The sequence below is a fragment of the Ramlibacter alkalitolerans genome, from assembly GCF_016722765.1.
GTDB lineage: Bacteria > Pseudomonadota > Gammaproteobacteria > Burkholderiales > Burkholderiaceae_C > Ramlibacter > Ramlibacter alkalitolerans.
On the sequence record NZ_JAEQND010000003.1, the window covers coordinates 291,875 to 307,139 of the forward strand.

Annotated in this window: 14 protein-coding genes; 3 read left to right on the forward strand and 11 right to left on the reverse strand. The window is 70.4% G+C overall.

Features of this window, described 5'->3' with window-relative positions:
* Nucleotides 1–175 precede the first annotated feature (175 nt).
* From JI746_RS06770 to JI746_RS06800, 7 genes are all read right to left on the reverse strand, one after another.
* Nucleotides 176–2,221: a M3 family metallopeptidase gene (locus tag JI746_RS06770; RefSeq protein ID WP_201688038.1), complete on the reverse strand. Its 2,046-nt coding sequence runs from the start codon at nucleotides 2,219–2,221 to the stop codon at nucleotides 176–178.
* A gap of 36 nt (nucleotides 2,222–2,257) precedes the next feature.
* Complete coding sequence (locus JI746_RS06775; RefSeq protein WP_201688039.1) at nucleotides 2,258–3,346, reverse strand: M12 family metallopeptidase; 1,089 nt, start codon at nucleotides 3,344–3,346, stop codon at nucleotides 2,258–2,260.
* Nucleotides 3,347–3,492: 146 nt separating this feature from the next.
* Complete coding sequence (locus JI746_RS06780; RefSeq protein ID WP_201688040.1) at nucleotides 3,493–4,254, reverse strand: TSUP family transporter; 762 nt, start codon at nucleotides 4,252–4,254, stop codon at nucleotides 3,493–3,495.
* A complete protein-coding gene (locus tag JI746_RS06785) occupies nucleotides 4,251–4,718 on the reverse strand; it encodes an EVE domain-containing protein (RefSeq protein WP_201688041.1) in 468 nt (155 codons plus the stop codon). The genes JI746_RS06780 and JI746_RS06785 overlap by 4 nt, the downstream gene beginning before the upstream one ends.
* 45 nt (nucleotides 4,719–4,763) lie before the next feature.
* Nucleotides 4,764–6,176, reverse strand: a complete 1,413-nt coding sequence (locus JI746_RS06790) for a cytochrome P450 (protein WP_201688042.1) — start codon at nucleotides 6,174–6,176, stop codon at nucleotides 4,764–4,766.
* A gap of 73 nt (nucleotides 6,177–6,249) precedes the next feature.
* Complete coding sequence (eno, locus tag JI746_RS06795) at nucleotides 6,250–7,527, reverse strand: phosphopyruvate hydratase (protein ID WP_201688043.1); 1,278 nt, start codon at nucleotides 7,525–7,527, stop codon at nucleotides 6,250–6,252.
* Nucleotides 7,524–8,534 carry a phosphotransferase gene (locus JI746_RS06800; RefSeq protein WP_236599616.1) on the reverse strand — a complete coding sequence of 337 codons (1,011 nt, stop codon included), beginning with the start codon at nucleotides 8,532–8,534 and terminating at the stop codon, nucleotides 7,524–7,526. The genes eno and JI746_RS06800 overlap by 4 nt, the downstream gene beginning before the upstream one ends.
* 65 nt (nucleotides 8,535–8,599) lie before the next feature.
* Between JI746_RS06800 and JI746_RS06805 the strand changes: the two genes are divergently transcribed.
* Complete coding sequence (locus JI746_RS06805) at nucleotides 8,600–9,493, forward strand: ketopantoate reductase family protein (RefSeq protein ID WP_201688192.1); 894 nt, start codon at nucleotides 8,600–8,602, stop codon at nucleotides 9,491–9,493.
* Between the two features lie 45 nt (nucleotides 9,494–9,538).
* On the forward strand, nucleotides 9,539–11,248 hold the full coding sequence (gene rmuC, locus JI746_RS06810) for a DNA recombination protein RmuC (protein WP_236599617.1): 1,710 nt from the start codon (nucleotides 9,539–9,541) through the stop codon (nucleotides 11,246–11,248).
* On the opposite strand, the gene JI746_RS06815 is transcribed toward rmuC, so the two are convergent.
* Nucleotides 11,245–12,000: an HAD family hydrolase gene (locus tag JI746_RS06815; RefSeq protein ID WP_201688045.1), complete on the reverse strand. Its 756-nt coding sequence runs from the start codon at nucleotides 11,998–12,000 to the stop codon at nucleotides 11,245–11,247. The two genes, rmuC and JI746_RS06815, sit on opposite strands and share 4 nt — an antisense overlap.
* Nucleotides 12,001–12,114: 114 nt before the next feature.
* Between JI746_RS06815 and JI746_RS06820 the strand changes: the two genes are divergently transcribed.
* Entirely contained in the window at nucleotides 12,115–12,519 is a 405-nt protein-coding gene (locus tag JI746_RS06820) for a hypothetical protein (protein WP_201688046.1), read from the forward strand.
* A 16-nt stretch (nucleotides 12,520–12,535) separates the two neighbouring features.
* On the opposite strand, the gene JI746_RS06825 is transcribed toward JI746_RS06820, so the two are convergent.
* The 3 genes from JI746_RS06825 to JI746_RS06835 are packed head-to-tail and all read right to left on the reverse strand — an operon-like array spanning nucleotide 12,536 to nucleotide 15,242.
* The gene (locus JI746_RS06825; RefSeq protein ID WP_201688047.1) at nucleotides 12,536–12,883 is read right to left on the reverse strand and encodes a nucleotide pyrophosphohydrolase; all 348 of its coding nucleotides are present in this window, start codon (nucleotides 12,881–12,883) and stop codon (nucleotides 12,536–12,538) included.
* A complete protein-coding gene (locus tag JI746_RS06830) occupies nucleotides 12,880–14,157 on the reverse strand; it encodes an amidohydrolase family protein (RefSeq protein ID WP_201688048.1) in 1,278 nt (425 codons plus the stop codon). Before JI746_RS06830 ends, JI746_RS06825 begins: the two co-directional genes overlap by 4 nt.
* Nucleotides 14,157–15,242 (reverse strand): HupE/UreJ family protein, encoded by a 1,086-nt coding sequence (locus JI746_RS06835; RefSeq protein ID WP_236599618.1) that lies wholly within the window; start codon nucleotides 15,240–15,242, stop codon nucleotides 14,157–14,159. The genes JI746_RS06830 and JI746_RS06835 overlap by 1 nt, the downstream gene beginning before the upstream one ends.
* Between the last annotated feature and the right edge of the window lie 23 nt (nucleotides 15,243–15,265).

A 15,265-nucleotide genomic window follows, 5' to 3' on the forward strand; every position in this document is an offset into this window, starting at 1 on the left:
CCAGCGTTGACACCGCAGACAAATGGCGGTGCTTGAGCGAGCCGTTGGAACGCAGAAGCCGCAAAAGTGACGCAAAAGCCGCGAAAGGATTCCCTGCAAATCTCCTTTCTGCGGCTTTGGCTGTTTCTTCTGCGGTTTCTGCGTTAGAAAAAGCTCAACCCGACGCGGCGCCCCTTCAGGACCCCAACCCCTTCTGCCGCAGCAACGGCTCGATCACCGGATCCCTCCCGCGGAACGCCCGGAACGCCGCCCCCGGCTCCACGCTGTTGCCGGTCGAATAGATGCAGCGCTTCAGCCGCTCGGCCACGGCAACGTCGAACGGGCTGCCCGCCTCCATGAACGCATCCCACGCGTCCGCGTCGAGCACTTCGGCCCACAGGTACACGTAGTAGCCCGCCGCATAGCCGCCCCCGAACAGGTGCTGGAAGTGCGCGAGCCGGTGGTTGATGCCTGCAGCTTCCGGCAAGCCGCGCTCGCGCAGCAGCTGATCCTCGAACGCCGGCCAGTCGCTCACCGCGGCGGAATCGGGGTGGCGGTGCACCGCCATGTCCACGATCGCGCTGCCGCAGTAGCGCACCGTCTCGTAGGCCTCGCCGAACATCGCGGCGGCCCGCAGGCGCTCGATCAGCGCATCGGGAATGGGCTCGCCCGTCTCCACGTGCTTGGCGTGCCGGCGCAGCACCTGCGGCTCCGCCATCCAGTGCTCGAACAACTGCGAAGGCAGTTCGACGAAATCGCGCAGCACCTGCGTGCCGGCGAGGTCGCCGTAGGTGACGTTCGACAGCAGCCCGTGCAGCCCGTGCCCGAACTCGTGGAACAGCGTGCGCACGTCGTCGAAACTCAGCAGCGTGGGGCTGCCCTCGGCGAAGTTGTTGTTGTTCAGGATCACCGGCAGCACCTCGCCGCCATTGCGCGCCTGCACCGCGAGGCTGCTCATCCAGGCGCCGCTGCGCTTGCTGGTACGGGCGAAGTTGTCCTGGATGAACAGGCCCACGGCGCGCCCCTGCGCATCGTGCACTTCGTAGGCCCGCGCGTCCGGGTGGTACAGCGTGAGGTCGGTGCGCGGCGTGAAGCGCAGCCCGAAGAGCCGCTGCGCGCAGTCGAAGGCGGCTTCCACCATCGCGGGCAGGGGGAAATAGGGCTTGACCTGTGCGTCGTCGAGGGCGAAGTCGCGCTGGCGCACCTTCTCGGCCCAGTAGCGCCAGTCCCAGGCTTCGACGGTCTCCGTGCTGCCGGCTGCGCGCTGCGCCGCTTCCAGGCTGGCGCGCTCATGCTGCAGCGCCGCCTTCGCGCGCTCGAACACGTTGTCCAGCAACTGGTCGACGGCCTCCGGCGTGCGCGCCATGCGATCGACCAGCGCGTAGTCGGCATACGTGGCGTAGCCGTGCAGCCGGGCCTGCTCCTGGCGCAGCTGCAGGATACGGCCGATCAGGGGCCGGTTGTCATGCTTCCCTTCGTGCGCGCCGCGGCCGACCCAGGCCCGCCAGGCCTGCTCCCGCAGGTCGCGCCGCTCGGAAAAGGTGAGGAAGGGCACGATCGAGGACCGCGACAGCGTGATCGCGAGCACGTCGCCCAGTCCGCGCTGCTGCGCCGCCGTGCGCGCGGCGGAGCGCACGAATTCCGGCAGCCCCGCGAGTTCGGCCTCCTCGCGCAGCACCAGCGCCCAGGTCGACTCGTCGTGCAGCACGTTCTGGCCGAAGCTCGTCTGCAAGGCGGCCAGCTCCTGCGCGATCTGCGCATAGCGTTCCTGCGCGGCCGGTCCCAGCAGCGCCCCGGCGCGCACGAAGTTCAGGTGCGTGCGTTCCAGCAGCCTCATTTGTTCGGGATCGAGTCCGAGCCGCGCCCGCCGCTCGTGCAGGGCATCGACGCGCGCGAACAGGGGCTGGTGCATCGCGATCGCGCTCCAGTGCGCGGCGAGCACAGGCGCCATGCGCCGCTGCACGTCCTGCAGTTCGGGCGATGTCTCGGACGTGCACAGGTTGTGGAACACCATGCTGATGCCGGCGAGCCGCCGGTCGCAGCAGTCCAGGGCGGCCAGCGTGTTCCCGAAGTCCGGCGCCTGCGGGTTGTGCGCGATGGCGTCGACGGCGGCGCGGTGTTCCTGCAGCGCCTGGGCGAAGGCGGGCTCGAAGTGCGAAGGCCGGATCTCGGCGAAGGGCGCCAGGCCGTAGGGGGCGGTCCAGGGGGCGAGGAGGGGATTGGGTGCGGGCTGGGAAGGCATCGCCCATTCTAGGAAGCGGGGCCCGCCCCTGCTCGCTCACCGCGACTTCTTCACCCCCACCGTGTACTGCCCGGTGGCCGCTGCCACCTTGTGCCGCACGGTCAGCCAGTACTGGCCCGGCCGCAGCTTGCGCACGATCCTGGCGTTCAGCCCGCGGCCGCGATCGTCGTCCCACGTGACCACCGTCCCCGGATCGTCCGGCCCGTGCAGGGTGAGCACGGTGTCGGTCGGCCCCTCGGTGGTCAGGATGTGCGTGGCAGCCTGGTCGACCACGAAGTGGAAGGTATCGACTTCACCGGCCGTGGCCAGGTCGGCGGCCACGCGCGGCCCGCCGACGGTGAGTTCGGTGAGCGCCGGCGCGTTGCTGGGATACTGCCGCCGCATGAAGGCGATGTCCGTCTGCGAGAACTCCGTGTTCCAGCCTACCGCGTAGGAGCCGATCGTGAGCGCGTCGGGGATGGCGTACTCCATGATCGAGGTCGGGTCGAACTGCGTGTGGTTGGTGCTGTCCTCGGAATACACCTGGAAGATGTTGAAGTCCACGTCGGCCTTGCTCCAGCCCTGCTGCGCGTAGTAGGCATAGACCTTGGGCTTGTCCCAGGGGATCTGGCCCTGGGCGGCGGGATTCTGGTGCTCGTGGATCATGCCGAGCGCGTGGCCGAACTCATGCCGCACCACGCGCTGGTATTCGCGCAGGTCGGTGTCCGGCTCGAGCCAGCCGTAGTTCATGGTGGCCTCCGACGGGCCCACCGTGAGCGCGTCGGTGCCGACGGTGGACCAGGAAAAATCCTTCTCCGCGAAGCTCACGCGGATGTCGCCGGCGCCGCTGGTGACGAACTCCAGCTTCAGGTTCGCCACGCTTTCCCACTCGCGCGCGATCTGCTGCACCCTGGCCTGCACCGACGGCTCGCCGTCCAGGAATTTCACCTTCAGCGTGCGGCCGTTCTCCCACAGCTTCAGCCGCTCCACTGCGGCACGCGTGCGGCCGGGGACGGACGACCGCAGCGGCGTCACGCGAACGTTGTCGGGCCGCTCGCGGGCCGCCACTTCGTCGCCCGCGCCTTCCGCCGCGTCGCCGGTGAGTCCCGGCACGAAAGGTGAACAGATCTTGCACGTGAGTCGCATGGCGTTCTCCTCTGGAAGCTCGGTCGCAAAACTAGCACGCGGGTGTCCGGGTGCATAGCGTACGAAGGAGGAGGGCCGACCGGCGGGGGGTGATCCATTCCCCTCGCACCGCTGGCTCGACGGGGATGGCGACGCTGGCCTGCCGCTTACCGCAGCAGGGCCGCCACCGCCGGCCCGATCAGGCCCGCTCCGGTGACCAGCAGCAGGCCGCACACGACCTTCAGCACCGTCTCGCGCCGCCACGCCGGCGGATGCCGCCGCATCCACCAGGTGATCGTCATCACCAGGGGCACGGTGACCGCGGACAGCCACAAGGCCCGCGGGCTGAACTGGCCGGTGGGGATCACCAGGGCCAGGCGCAGCAACGAGCCGAACGCCAGGCTCGCGACCAGCGTGTCGCGCAGCGAGTCCAGGTCCCAGGGCTGGCGATAGAAGTGGTAGACGAGCGGCGGGCCCGAGGCCGAGAACAGGCCCCCGAGCAGGCCGGACAGGAAGCCGTAGCCGCCGAACGAGATGCCGGACGACTGCGTGGCCCGGGGGAGGGTGCGCACCAGCACGACGATGGCGCAGGCAATCACCACGACGCCCAGCAGCAGCCGCAGCACCATGACGACGTTCGCGCTCAGCCAGGCGAGCAGCGCCACGCCGGCCGCCACGCCGAACACGCTGCCGCTGACCGTGTGGCGCCAGGCGCTCCAGCGCAGCGACTTGTGCGTGCCGCGCAGCTGGATGGCCGCATTGGCGAGCGACAGCACCGTCGCCACGTTGGCCACGTCGGGCAGCGGCGCGAGCTCGAACAGTCCCGTGAGTCCCAGCAGGATCAGCGCGAGGGCGAAGCCGGTGATGTTCTGCAGCGAGGAGGCGAGCGCGACGCAGACCAGGAAGCCCGCGAACTGCAGCGCGCTCATGATCCGGCGTCGAGCTTCTTCAGGATCCGCCGCCAGTGCACCGGCTCCACCGGCGTGATCGACAGCCGGTTGCCCTTCTTCAGCACCAGCAGGTCCTGCAGGTCCGGGTCGGCGCGCAGTTCCGGCAGCGTGAGGTTGCGGGTCTTGCGCAGCACCTGCACGTCCACCAGCATCCAGCGCGGCGCCTCGGCCTTGGACGCGGGGTCGTGGTACGGCGACCCGGGATCGAACTGCGTCGGGTCGGGGTAGGGCGTGGACGCGACGCGCGCAATGCCGACGATGCCCGGCTCCGCGCAGCTCGAGTGGTAGAACAGCACGCCGTCGTCGATGCGCATCTGGTCGCGCATGAAGTTGCGGGCCTGGTAGTTGCGCACGCCGGTCCAGGGCACGGTGGATTCCGGCGCCGCGAGCGCGTCGTCCACCGAGACCTCGGCGGGCTCGGATTTCATCAGCCAGTAGTGCATTGCCCGCCGATTATGGGCAAGCGGCCGCCGCGGCGTGGGCCGCGGTCAGTCGCGCGGGCGCAGCCGCATGCGCAAGGGCGTGGGCGCCATGGTGAAGGCGAGGTGCTCGCGCGTGGCCTCGGGCGTCGCGGACTCCACCGCCTCGAGCTCGAACGAGCCGAGCACCGTGGCCATCGCCACCTTGATCTCCAGCAGCGCCAGGTAGCGGCCGGGACAGATCCGCGGGCCGGCCCCGAAGGGCATGGCCACGCGCTTGCCGGGGCCCGCCTCGGCACCGAGCCAGCGTTCAGGCCGGAAGCTTTCGGGCGCCTCGAAGTAGCGCGCGTCGGTGGCGCCCGGGCGCATCAGGAAGATGCACATGGTGCCCTTGGGGATCGCCACGCCGGCCAGCACCGTGTCGCGGGCGGCCTGCTGCGGCAGCAGCGGCGCCACCGGCTTCAGGCGCATCGTTTCGTGGGCGCAGGCTTCGACGAAGGGCAGGTGCTCCATCTGCTCGTAGCACGTGGGCACGCGCTCGTCGCCGAGCGCCGCGCGCACCTCCTCGCCGGCGCGCCGCAGCGCCCCGGCGTCGCGGCACAGGAGCCATAGCATCCACGACAGCGTGTTGGCCGTCGTGTCCTCGCCGGCCAGCAGCATGGTCACCACGTTGGCGGCCACGTCCTGGTCGGTCAGCGCGTTGCCGGGCTGCTCGCGCGCGGCCAGCATCGCCTCGATGAGGTTCGAGGGCGAGGCCCGCAGCGCCGGATCGGCCTGCAGGCGCTCGCGCGCGGCGGCGATGAACCCGGCCACGGCCGCATCGAGCGCCTGCAGGTGGGCGTCGAGCCGGCGGTCGCGCGGCAGCTTGAACCAGCGCCAGTAGGGAACGGGCGCCAGCAACCGTCGGGCCACCATGGGGAAGATCTGGTCCATGTGCTGCTGGATCGGGTCCTGCTCGTTGCCCAGCGTGTCGATGTCGGCGCCGAAGGCCAGGCCCGCGATCACGTCGACCGTGAAGCGCATCAGGTCCTGCTGGACCGGGACCGGCTCGCCCAGGGCGCCCGCCCGCGCGAAGCGCTTGGCCAGCCGCTGCGCGACCTGCGCCAGCGCCGGGAAATAGCGCTTCACGTGGCCGGGATCGAAGGCCGCCATCACCATGGTCCGCTGCCGGCGCCACTTGTCGCCGTTGGACGCGAACAGGCCGCCGAAGTGCAGTTCCTCCGCGATGGAAGTCATGCGGTCCGTGCGCTGGAAGGTGCCGGGGCGATCGCGCAGGGCCTCGGTGACGACCTGCGGATCGGCCACCACCACGAATTCGCGGCCCCAGACCCGCACGCGGTAGAAGTCGCCGAAGCGCGACTGCCAGCCTTCGAGGTTCTGGTGGAATTCCGGCAGGTGGATCTGGTGGGCATTGCCCATCAGCGGCAGGCCCGGCGGGGCGGGCAGGTCGGCTATCCGGCGCAGTGGAACGACAGCATCCATGCGGATCTCCCGGCAGTGGGAGCCCCAGCATAGACCCTGCGCGCCGCCAACGCCTCGCGCAAACAGGCGAGCGTCAGCGGCGCCGGGCCAGCGCGCCGCGGCCGGCGTAGCCGGAAGGCGGCGCGGGTCGGGTCTGCAGCCGCACGCCTTCGTTCCACTTGGCCATGCGCTCGGAGCGCGCGAACGAGCCCACCTTGAGCTGCCCGGCGTCCCAGCCGGTGGCGAGGTGCACGATGGCGACATCCTCGGTCTCGCCGGAGCGGGCCGAGACGATCGTCGCGTAGCCGAGCGCCTTCGCTGCGTCGAGCGCCGCCCGCGTTTCGGTGACGGTGCCGGCCTGGTTCGGCTTGATGAGGACGCAGTTGCACGCGCCTGCGGCGGCCGCTGAGCGCACGCGCGGCGCGCTCGTCACGAGATAGTCGTCGCCGACCACCTGCACCCTATCGCCCACCGCCCGCGTGAAGGCGACCAGGCCGGCCTCGTCGTCCTCGGCCAGCGGGTCCTCGATGGAGACGATCGGGTAGCGCTCGACCCAGCGCACCAGCCGCTCGCACAGCCCATCCGAATCGAGCTCCTCGTTTTCCAGCGCCAGGCGATAGCGGCCGCCGTGGCCGAACTCGGACGCAGCGATGTCCAGCGCGATGGCCACCTGCTCGCCCGGCACGTAGCCGGCCCGCTCGATCGCCGCCACCAGCGTGTCGAGCGCTTCCTCGTTGCGGCGGAAGCTGGGCCACCAGCCGCCTTCGTCGGCCACGCCGGCCAAGGCGCCGCGCTCCTGCATCAGCTCGCCGGCGGCCCGGTACACCTCCGCCGTCATCTCCAGCGCCTGCGAGAAGCTTTCCGCTCCGGTGGCGATCACCATGAAATCCTGGATGTCCACGCGCCGGCCGGCATGCGCGCCGCCGCCGAAGATCTGGATCTGCGGCAGCGGCAGGCGCACGTCGCGACCTTGCGCGAGGTAGCGCCACAAGGGCAGCCGCGCCTGGGCCGCGGCCGCGTGCAGCACCGCCAGCGAGGTGGCGATCAGCGCGTTGCCGCCCAGCCGCGACTTCGTCGGCGTGCCGTCCAGCGCGATGAGCATGGCATCGATGCCGGCCTGGTCCGCGGCATCGCGGCCGACCAGTGCCGGCGCGATTTCGCGCGCGATGCCCGCGAGCGCCTGCTGCACGTCGCGGCCGCCGAAGCGCTCGCCGCCATCGCGCAGTTCCACGGCTTCGCGGCTGCCGCGCGAGGCGCCGGCCGGCGCGATGCCGAGGCCGGAGGTGCCGTCGGCGTTGAGCACTTCGACTTCGATGGTGGGACGGCCGCGCGAATCCCAGATGCGGCGGGCGAGAACGGTTTGGATGGTCATGCGAATTCCCGGGCCCAGGAGCCCGCGATGGAGGCCAGGGAGGCGGGCTCCTGCTGCAGCAGCGCGATGGCAGCGCGGCGCACCGCCTGCCGCTGCGGCTCGGCCAGGTATTCGACCGGCGACTTGCCGTCGACGCGCGCCAGCGTGAGGCCCGGCAGGAGCGTGGCGACGCGTTGTTCCAGCGCGGCGACCGGCTCCCAGCGCACCTGCGGCCAGTAGGCCTGCAGGAAGCCAGCGAAGCTGTCCATCAGCGCGCCCGTGCACGCCGGCAGGTGCGCCGCCTTGAGCAGGAAGTGGTTGAGGCAGAAGGCGAGGTCGAAGGCGGGGTCGCCGAACCAGGCGCATTCGGCATCGAGCAGCACCGGCCCCTTCGGGCCGAGCAGGATGTTCTTGGGGCTGACGTCGCCGTGCACCAGCACCCGGCGGGTGATGGCCGTGCGCTCCACCACCTGCAGCAGGCGCCCGGCGAGTTCGGGATGCTCGCGCGCCGTCTCCACCAGGTAAGGCTCCAGCCGCAAGGCATGGAAGTCGGCGTCGTTGGCGAATTGCGCCGCCAGCCGCGCGTCGTCCGCCGTCGCGGCGTGGATGCGCCCGAGGATGGCACCGGTGGCGCGGGCCGTTTCCACGTCGATGCGGCCGGCCAGCAGTTCGGCCTTCCAGTTGCGGTATTCCGGCCCGAGGAAGGCCATGACGAAGCTCTTGCTCGCGGCGTCCTCGCCCAGCACCTGCGGCACGTGGCCGGGCACCATCGCGCCGACGGTGCGCAGGTAACCGATCTCGGCGAACACGCGCTCCACCGGCACCTTCCAGTCCTTGGCGACCTTCAGCTTCGGCAGCGCCTGCTTGACGCAGTAGCTTCCCGAGCGCAGGTCCACGCGGTAGATGCCCGAGGACACGCCGCCTGCGAGTGGCTGCGCGCGCACTTCCTCTTCGGGCGCCGCGAGTCCCAGCGCGAGGAAGATGCGCCGCATCGCCGCGGGGTCGTGCGAGAGGTCGACGTGGGGCATGGCCGGCCGATTCTAGAATGCGGGTCCCCTCGCAACGCAGACAAGCCATGGCTTCCAATGCTCCCCTGAAGGTCGCCGTCATGGGGGCCGGCGCCGTCGGCTGCTACTTCGGCGGCATGCTGGCCCGCGCCGGCCACCCGGTCACGCTGGTCGCGCGGCCGCAGCACGTGGAGGCGATCGCACGCGACGGCCTGCGGATGGAGACGAAGACCTTCGACGAGCGGGTGCGGCTCGCGGCGACCACCGAAGTGGCCGGGGCGAAGGAGGCCGACGTGGTCCTCTTCAGCGTCAAGTCGCCCGACACGGAATCCGCCGGCCGCGCGCTCCTGCCGTTCCTGAAGCCCGACACGCTGGTGCTGTGCCTGCAGAACGGGGTCGACAACGCGGAGCGCCTGCGCACCGTCCTCCCCGAACACGAGGTTGCGGCCGCGGTCGTCTACGTCGCCACCGAAATGGCCGGCCCGGGGCACCTGAAGCACCACGGCCGCGGCGAACTGGTCATCGAGCCCGCCCGGGCCAGCGGGGGCGTGGCGCAGGCGCTCGTGGCGGCCGGCGTGCCGACCGAGATCTCCTCCAACGTGCGCGGCGCGCTCTGGCTCAAGCTGATCATCAACTGCGCCTACAACGCCATCTCCGCCATCGCCCAGCGGCCCTACGGCGAGAACGTGGGCAGCGTCGGCATCTGGGACGTCATGCACGACGTGGTGGACGAATGCGTTGCGGTCGCCCGGGCCGACGGCGTGCAGTTGCCGGCCGACCCGCACGAGACCACGCGCAAGCTGGTGGCCACCATGCCCGCGCAGTATTCCTCCACGGCGCAGGACCTCGCGCGCCACAAGCCCACCGAGATCGACTACCTGAACGGCTACGTGGTGCGGCGGGGCCAGGCCCTGGGCATCGCCACGCCGGCCAACCGGGTCCTGTGGGCGCTGGTCAAGCTGATGGAAAGCAAGCGCTGATCCAGCCGGGCGCCCGTGTATAAAGGGCGCAGTTGGGAGAATCGTTTGGATCCGCAGTTGTTCATGGTCCTTGTCGCCGGCGTGGCCGGCCTTGTTCTGGGTGCCGTCGTGGTCTGGCTGGCCGGCCGCCAGGGCTTGCAGGCGCGGGTCGATACGGCGGTGGCGCGCACTGAAGCGGCCCTCCAGGGCGATCTCGCGCAGGCCCGGGAGCGGGCGCGGCTGCTGGAGGAGGAACGGCGCGCCGACCTGAATGCCCTGGCCGAAAGCCGGGCCCAGGCGGACCGCTGGCGCAACGAGCTCGATCTGGCGCGCGACGATGTCTCCAAGCTCACCGAACGCGCCGTCCGCGTCCCCACGCTGGAAGACGAACTGCGCCGGCTCGCCGAGGACCTGCGCGCCAGGACGGCCGACGTCCTGCGCCATTCCGGCGAGGCGGCGCAGAAGGGCGCTGCGCTGGAGGAACAGGCGCAACGCATCGCACCGCTGGAAGCGCGCCTGCGCAGCACCGAGCAGCAGCTCGCGCAGGCGGCGCAGCAGCTGGCCGACCTGCGCGAGACCTCCGGCGGCGAGCTGTCGCAGCTGCGCACGCGGCTGGAAGCGGAGCGCAGTGCCGCGCAGGAGAAGTTGGCGCTGCTGGTGGAGGCGAAGAACACGCTCACCGAACAGTTCCGCAACCTCGCCACCGAGATCCTGGAGGAGAAGTCGAAGCGCTTCGCCGAACAGAACCAGACGGCCATCGGCCAGCTGCTGGATCCGCTGCGCACCCAGTTGAGCGAGTTCAAGGGCAAGGTCGAAGAGGTCTACGTGCAGGAAGGCAAGGACCGCTCGGCGCTGTCCGAGCAGGTGCGCCAGCTCGTAGCGCTGAACCAGGCCCTGAGCCAGGACGCGCAGAACCTCACCATGGCCCTGAAAGGCAACGCCAAGGCGCAGGGCAACTGGGGCGAGCTGGTGCTGGAACGGGTGCTCGAGGCCTCCGGGCTGCGCAAGGGCCAGGAATACCAGGTGCAGGACAGCCAGGTTCGCGAGGACGGCAGCCGCGCGCAGCCGGACGTGGTCATCCTGCTGCCCGAGGAACGCCGCCTGGTGGTCGATTCCAAGGTGTCGCTGATCGCCTATGAAGAGATGATCGTCGCGCAGGGCGACGAGGAGCGCGCGCTGGCCACCCGGCGCCACCTCGAGTCGGTGCGCAACCACATCAAGGGCCTCTCCGGCAAGCAGTACCAGACGCTGTACGGCCTGAAGTCGCTGGACTTCGTGCTGATGTTCGTGCCGATCGAGCCGGCTTTCATGATGGCCGTCACCAACGACGGCAACCTGTTCATGGACGCCTGGGAGAAGAACGTGCTGCTGGTCAGCCCGTCGACCCTGCTGTTCGTGGTGCGCACCGTGGCCCACCTGTGGCGGCAGGAGGCGCAAAGCCGCAACGCGCAGGACATCGCCCGCCGCGGCGCGGAGCTGTACGACAAGCTGGCCGACTTCGTCAAGGACCTGGAGACCGTGGGCACGCGCCTGAAGCAGGCGCAGGACGCCTATGGCGAGGCGCACAAGCGGCTGTCCACCGGCCGCGGCAACGTGATCCGGCAGGCCGAGATGCTGCGCAGCCTGGGCGTGAAGCCGACCAAGACCTTGCCCGGGGCGCTGCTCGACGCGGCGCTGGAGGACGACGCGGAGCCGGACCTCGCCCCGCTGGCGGCGCTGGCCGCGAGCAATACCGCGCGGCTCGTCGCCGATGAACCCGGCGAGGCCGCGGCCTAGCCGGGCTCGGGACTGGCCGTCGTCCCGAGCGGATCTTGCTCCGGCTTGAGCACGCCGAGCAGGTCGGAGGTCGTGCGCAGGATCAGGTTGGCCCCTGCTTCCTGCAGCTCGCGCTCGGTGCCGAAGCCGCACAGGACGGCGACGGTCTGCGCCCCGGCCAGGCGGCCGCAGCGCACGTCGATGGTCGTGTCGCCGATCATCACGCAGGCCTTCGGGTCGACCTCCATGATCCTGGCGGCATAGAGCAGCGGCTCCGGGTGCGGCTTCATGCGCCGCGTGGTCTGCGCGCCGACCACCACCTTGAACAGCTCGCGCACGCCATAGTGCTCCAGGAAGCGTTCGACGCGCGGCGCGCCGCCGGTCGTGATGGTGCACATGGGATAGTGCTGCGCCAGCTTGTGCAGCATCTCCTGCACGCCGGCCACCATGTCGTGCGGCACTTCGTCGATCGCCTCGGGGTTGCGGGTGTGGGCCGGGTCCAGCTGGCGCACCTTCATGGCCTTGAGCCGGTCGCGCAGGCGCTGCGCCGGCACGTCCAGGCCCAGCCGGTCCAGCCAGGCGTAGGCGCCGTGCACCGGCGTCTCCAGCCCCATCACGGCCTGGCGGGCGAGCTTCTCGCTGCGCCGGCCGCTCACCAAGGGCACCTTGTCCAGCATCGCCGCCAGCTGGGCGACCAGGTGGTCGTCGGTATCGGCGAGCGTGCCGTCGATGTCGAAGCACAGGGCCTGGATGCGGGTGAGGTCGAGGGACATGGCGAAACGGCGCGTGACGTGCCAGCATAGGAGAACCCGAGTGCCGCGGGGTCCCCCGCATTGACCGGGCAGGCACGGTCGAGCAGACTCGGGGCCAAAATACCAGGAATAACCATGCGTTCGTTCGTTCGTTTCGCGCCCCTGCTGCTGGCCGCGGCCGGCGCCTTCGCCCAGGCCCAGGGTGCCCCCAAGGAATTGCCCAAGGACCTGCACGGCCGCTGGACGATCGTTGCGGCCGGCAGCAAGCCCGTCACCGCGCCTTTCGACCTGGAGAACATCCAGCGCAAGGACGACGGCACGTTCGCGGCCCGCCTGACCTGGACGACCGCCGACCCGAAGTGCATCGTGCGCTACCAGCCGATGACCGGGCGCGTCACGCCGAGCGGCCTGAGCTTCGAGACGGTCACCAGGTGCGACGTGGCGATCAGCGCCGAGCTCGCGCAGCAGGGCAGCACCTGGATCGGCAAGGCGACGAGCAAGGCCACGCCGCCCACGGTGATGGACCTGACGGCGAAGTAAGGGCGCCCCCGGCTTCTCAGAGCCCGGTGTACTTGCTGCTGGAGCCCCTGGCCTTGTCGACGGGGTACTTCAGCGCGTTCTTGCGCAGCTTGGCGGCGAGCGCGGCGGACAGGTCGATGCCCAGGTCGTGCGCCATCAGGAGCGTGTAGCACAGCACGTCCGCCAGTTCGTCGGCGAGGTCGTCCTTGCGCGCCTGCGCGGTCTCGGCCACGCCGGCCGCGTCCTTCCACTGGAAGATCTCCAGCACCTCGCCGGCTTCCAGCAGCAGCGACAGCGCGACGTCCTTCGGGTTGTGGAACTGCTTCCAGTCGCGCTCGTCGCGAAAGTGCAGCACGTCGGCGGTGAGTCGCTCGAGTTCGTTCATGGCTGGCGCAGGAAGTCGATGGTGCGCGGCACCTCGCCGACCACGATCTGCGGCAGCACCGGCGCGGTGGACGCCACCAGCCGGCCGCGCTTGAACACCTTCAGCCGGGTGGCGCGCAACCGGATCGCCTCCACCACGTCGCGCGCCTGCAGCAGCACGAAGCTGGCCTCGCAGCCGGGCGCCAGCCCGTAGCCTTCCAGGTGCATCACCTTCGCCGCATTCACCGTGACGGCATCGAAGCAGGCGCGCATGCCCTGCAGGCTGGTCATCTGCGCCACGTGCAGGCCCATGTGCGCCACCTCCAGCATGTCGCCCGAGCCCATGCCGTACCAGGGGTCCATCACGCAGTCGTGGCCGAAGGCGACGTTGACGCCGGCGGCCATCAGCTCCGGCACCCGGGTCATGCCACGGCGCTTCGGGTAGGTGTCGTGCCGGCCCTGCAGCGTGATGTTGATCAGCGGGTTGGCGACGACGCTCACGCCGCTCTCCGCGATCAGCGGCAGCAGCTTGGAGACGTAGTAGTTGTCCATGCTGTGCATCGAGGTGCAGTGCGAGGCGTTCACCCGGCCCTGCAGGCCCAGGCGCTGGGCCTCGAAGGCCAGCGTCTCGATGTGGCGCGACAGCGGGTCGTCGGTCTCGTCGCAGTGCATGTCGACCAGCGCGCCGCGGCGTGCGGCGGCCTCGCACAGCAGCTGGATGCTGATCGCGCCATCGCTCATCGTGCGCTCGTAGTGCGGGATGCCGCCGACGATGTCGACGCCCAGGTCCATCGCGCGCTTCATGTTCTCGATCCCGCCCGGAGTGCGCAGCACGCCATCCTGCGGGAAGGCGACCAGCTGCAGGTCGATCACGCCGGCCACGCGGCGCTTGACCTCGAGCAGCGCTTCCACCGGCAGCAGGCTGGGGTCGCTGGTGTCGACGTGGCTGCGGATCGCCAGCAGCCCGCGCGCGACCGCCCAGTCGCAGTAGGCGAGGGCGCGCGCGACCAGGTCTTCCGCCTTCAGCAGCGGCTTGAGTTCGCCCCACAGCTGGATCCCCTCCAGCAGCGTGCCGCTTTCATTGACGCGCGGCAGCCCGTAGCTGAGGGTCGCGTCCATGTGGAAGTGCGGGTCGCAGAAGTGCGGCGACAGGAGATGGCCGCCGGCGTCGACGGTCTCGTGCGCCGGTGCGGACAGTCCCGGCGTCGCTTCGGCGATGACGCCGGACTGCACGGCGACCGACATGCCGGTGCGGCCGTCGGGGAAGGTGGCGTTGGTGATGAGGAGGTCGAGCATCAGGAAGGTGCCAGGTCGAAGGCCCGCTGGACGAACCACCACGCGGCCACCAGCGCCACGCACAGCGAGCCGAAACGCAGCACGCCGACGCGGTAGAAGCTGGTGCTGCGCAGCAGGTAGGCCACGGGCAGGAAGGCCGCGACGATCGCCAGCTGGCCGATCTCCACGCCCAGGTTGAAGCCGACCAGCGCCAGCGCCAGCGCGCCTTGCGGCAGGCCGAGGTCCGCCAGGACGGAGGCGAAGCCGAATCCGTGCACGAGGCCGAACACGAAGGCCATGACCCAGCGCTTGCGGTCGATGGTGCCGCGCAGGTTGTTGAGGGCCGCCACGACCACCGAGGCGGCGATCACGGATTCGACCAGCCGCGAAGGCAGGCTGATGAAGCCCAGCACGGCGAGGCTGAGGGTGATGGAGTGGGCCAGCGTGAAGGCGGTCACCACCTTGAGCACGTCGACGGCGGCGGCGCGCAGGCTGGGCGTGGGACTCCAGGCCTGCGCGCGGCGCACCAGCACCGCCGGCAGCAGCAGGGCGACCAGGAACAGGATGTGGTCGAAGCCGATCCAGATGTGCCAGATGCCTTCGACGACGTACTGGCGCAGCGTCTCCCAGCCACTGGTGGCGGCGAGCTGGAGGTCCTGGGTGGCGGAGTCGGCGGCGAAGACCAGCGGCTGCGGCGAGGAGGCGCCGGCGGGCGTCCACTGCACCAGGCCGCGGTGCGTCGGGTCGACGTCGAACAGCATCGCGTAGTGGACCTGCACGCTGCCGGCGAGCTTGTCGCACTGCGCGCGCAGGGACAGCACCGCGTACGTGCCGTCGCTGTGCTTGTCCAGCATCAGCGGGCCGGCGGATTGCAGGGGACACGCGGCGCCCTGCGACGAGAAGGTGAGCTTGGCGATCGCGAGCTTCTCGAGGTCGGCGCTGCGCTGGCGCACCTCGCCCCAGGTCAGTTCGCCGTTGCCGTCGCGATCGAGCTGCAGCACGTAGTCGAGGTCGCGCAGCGCGATGTCCCAGCGCACGGCGATGCCGTCCGGCTCGCCGCGCAGGGTGAGGTAGGAGTCGCTGGGTTTGTGGGCCCAGGCGGGCAAGGAGACGAGGGCGAGGAGGAGGA

What these genes read in the sequence shown, in the direction of transcription:
- JI746_RS06785 (WP_201688041.1), bottom strand. Translation starts at nt 4,718, where the DNA reads ATGCACTACTGGCTGATGAAATCCGAGCCCGCCGAGGTCTCGGTGGAC.
- JI746_RS06800 (WP_236599616.1), bottom strand. Translation starts at nt 8,534, where the DNA reads ATGCCCCACGTCGACCTCTCGCACGACCCCGCGGCGATGCGGCGCATC.
- JI746_RS06830 (WP_201688048.1), bottom strand. Translation starts at nt 14,157, where the DNA reads ATGCTCGACCTCCTCATCACCAACGCCACCTTCCCCGACGGCCGCACC.
- JI746_RS06825 (WP_201688047.1), bottom strand. Translation starts at nt 12,883, where the DNA reads ATGAACGAACTCGAGCGACTCACCGCCGACGTGCTGCACTTTCGCGAC.
- JI746_RS06820 (WP_201688046.1), top strand. Translation starts at nt 12,115, where the DNA reads ATGCGTTCGTTCGTTCGTTTCGCGCCCCTGCTGCTGGCCGCGGCCGGC.
- JI746_RS06790 (WP_201688042.1), bottom strand. Translation starts at nt 6,176, where the DNA reads ATGGATGCTGTCGTTCCACTGCGCCGGATAGCCGACCTGCCCGCCCCG.
- JI746_RS06815 (WP_201688045.1), bottom strand. Translation starts at nt 12,000, where the DNA reads ATGTCCCTCGACCTCACCCGCATCCAGGCCCTGTGCTTCGACATCGAC.
- eno (WP_201688043.1), bottom strand. Translation starts at nt 7,527, where the DNA reads ATGACCATCCAAACCGTTCTCGCCCGCCGCATCTGGGATTCGCGCGGC.
- JI746_RS06770 (WP_201688038.1), bottom strand. Translation starts at nt 2,221, where the DNA reads ATGCCTTCCCAGCCCGCACCCAATCCCCTCCTCGCCCCCTGGACCGCC.
- JI746_RS06780 (WP_201688040.1), bottom strand. Translation starts at nt 4,254, where the DNA reads ATGAGCGCGCTGCAGTTCGCGGGCTTCCTGGTCTGCGTCGCGCTCGCC.
- JI746_RS06775 (WP_201688039.1), bottom strand. Translation starts at nt 3,346, where the DNA reads ATGCGACTCACGTGCAAGATCTGTTCACCTTTCGTGCCGGGACTCACC.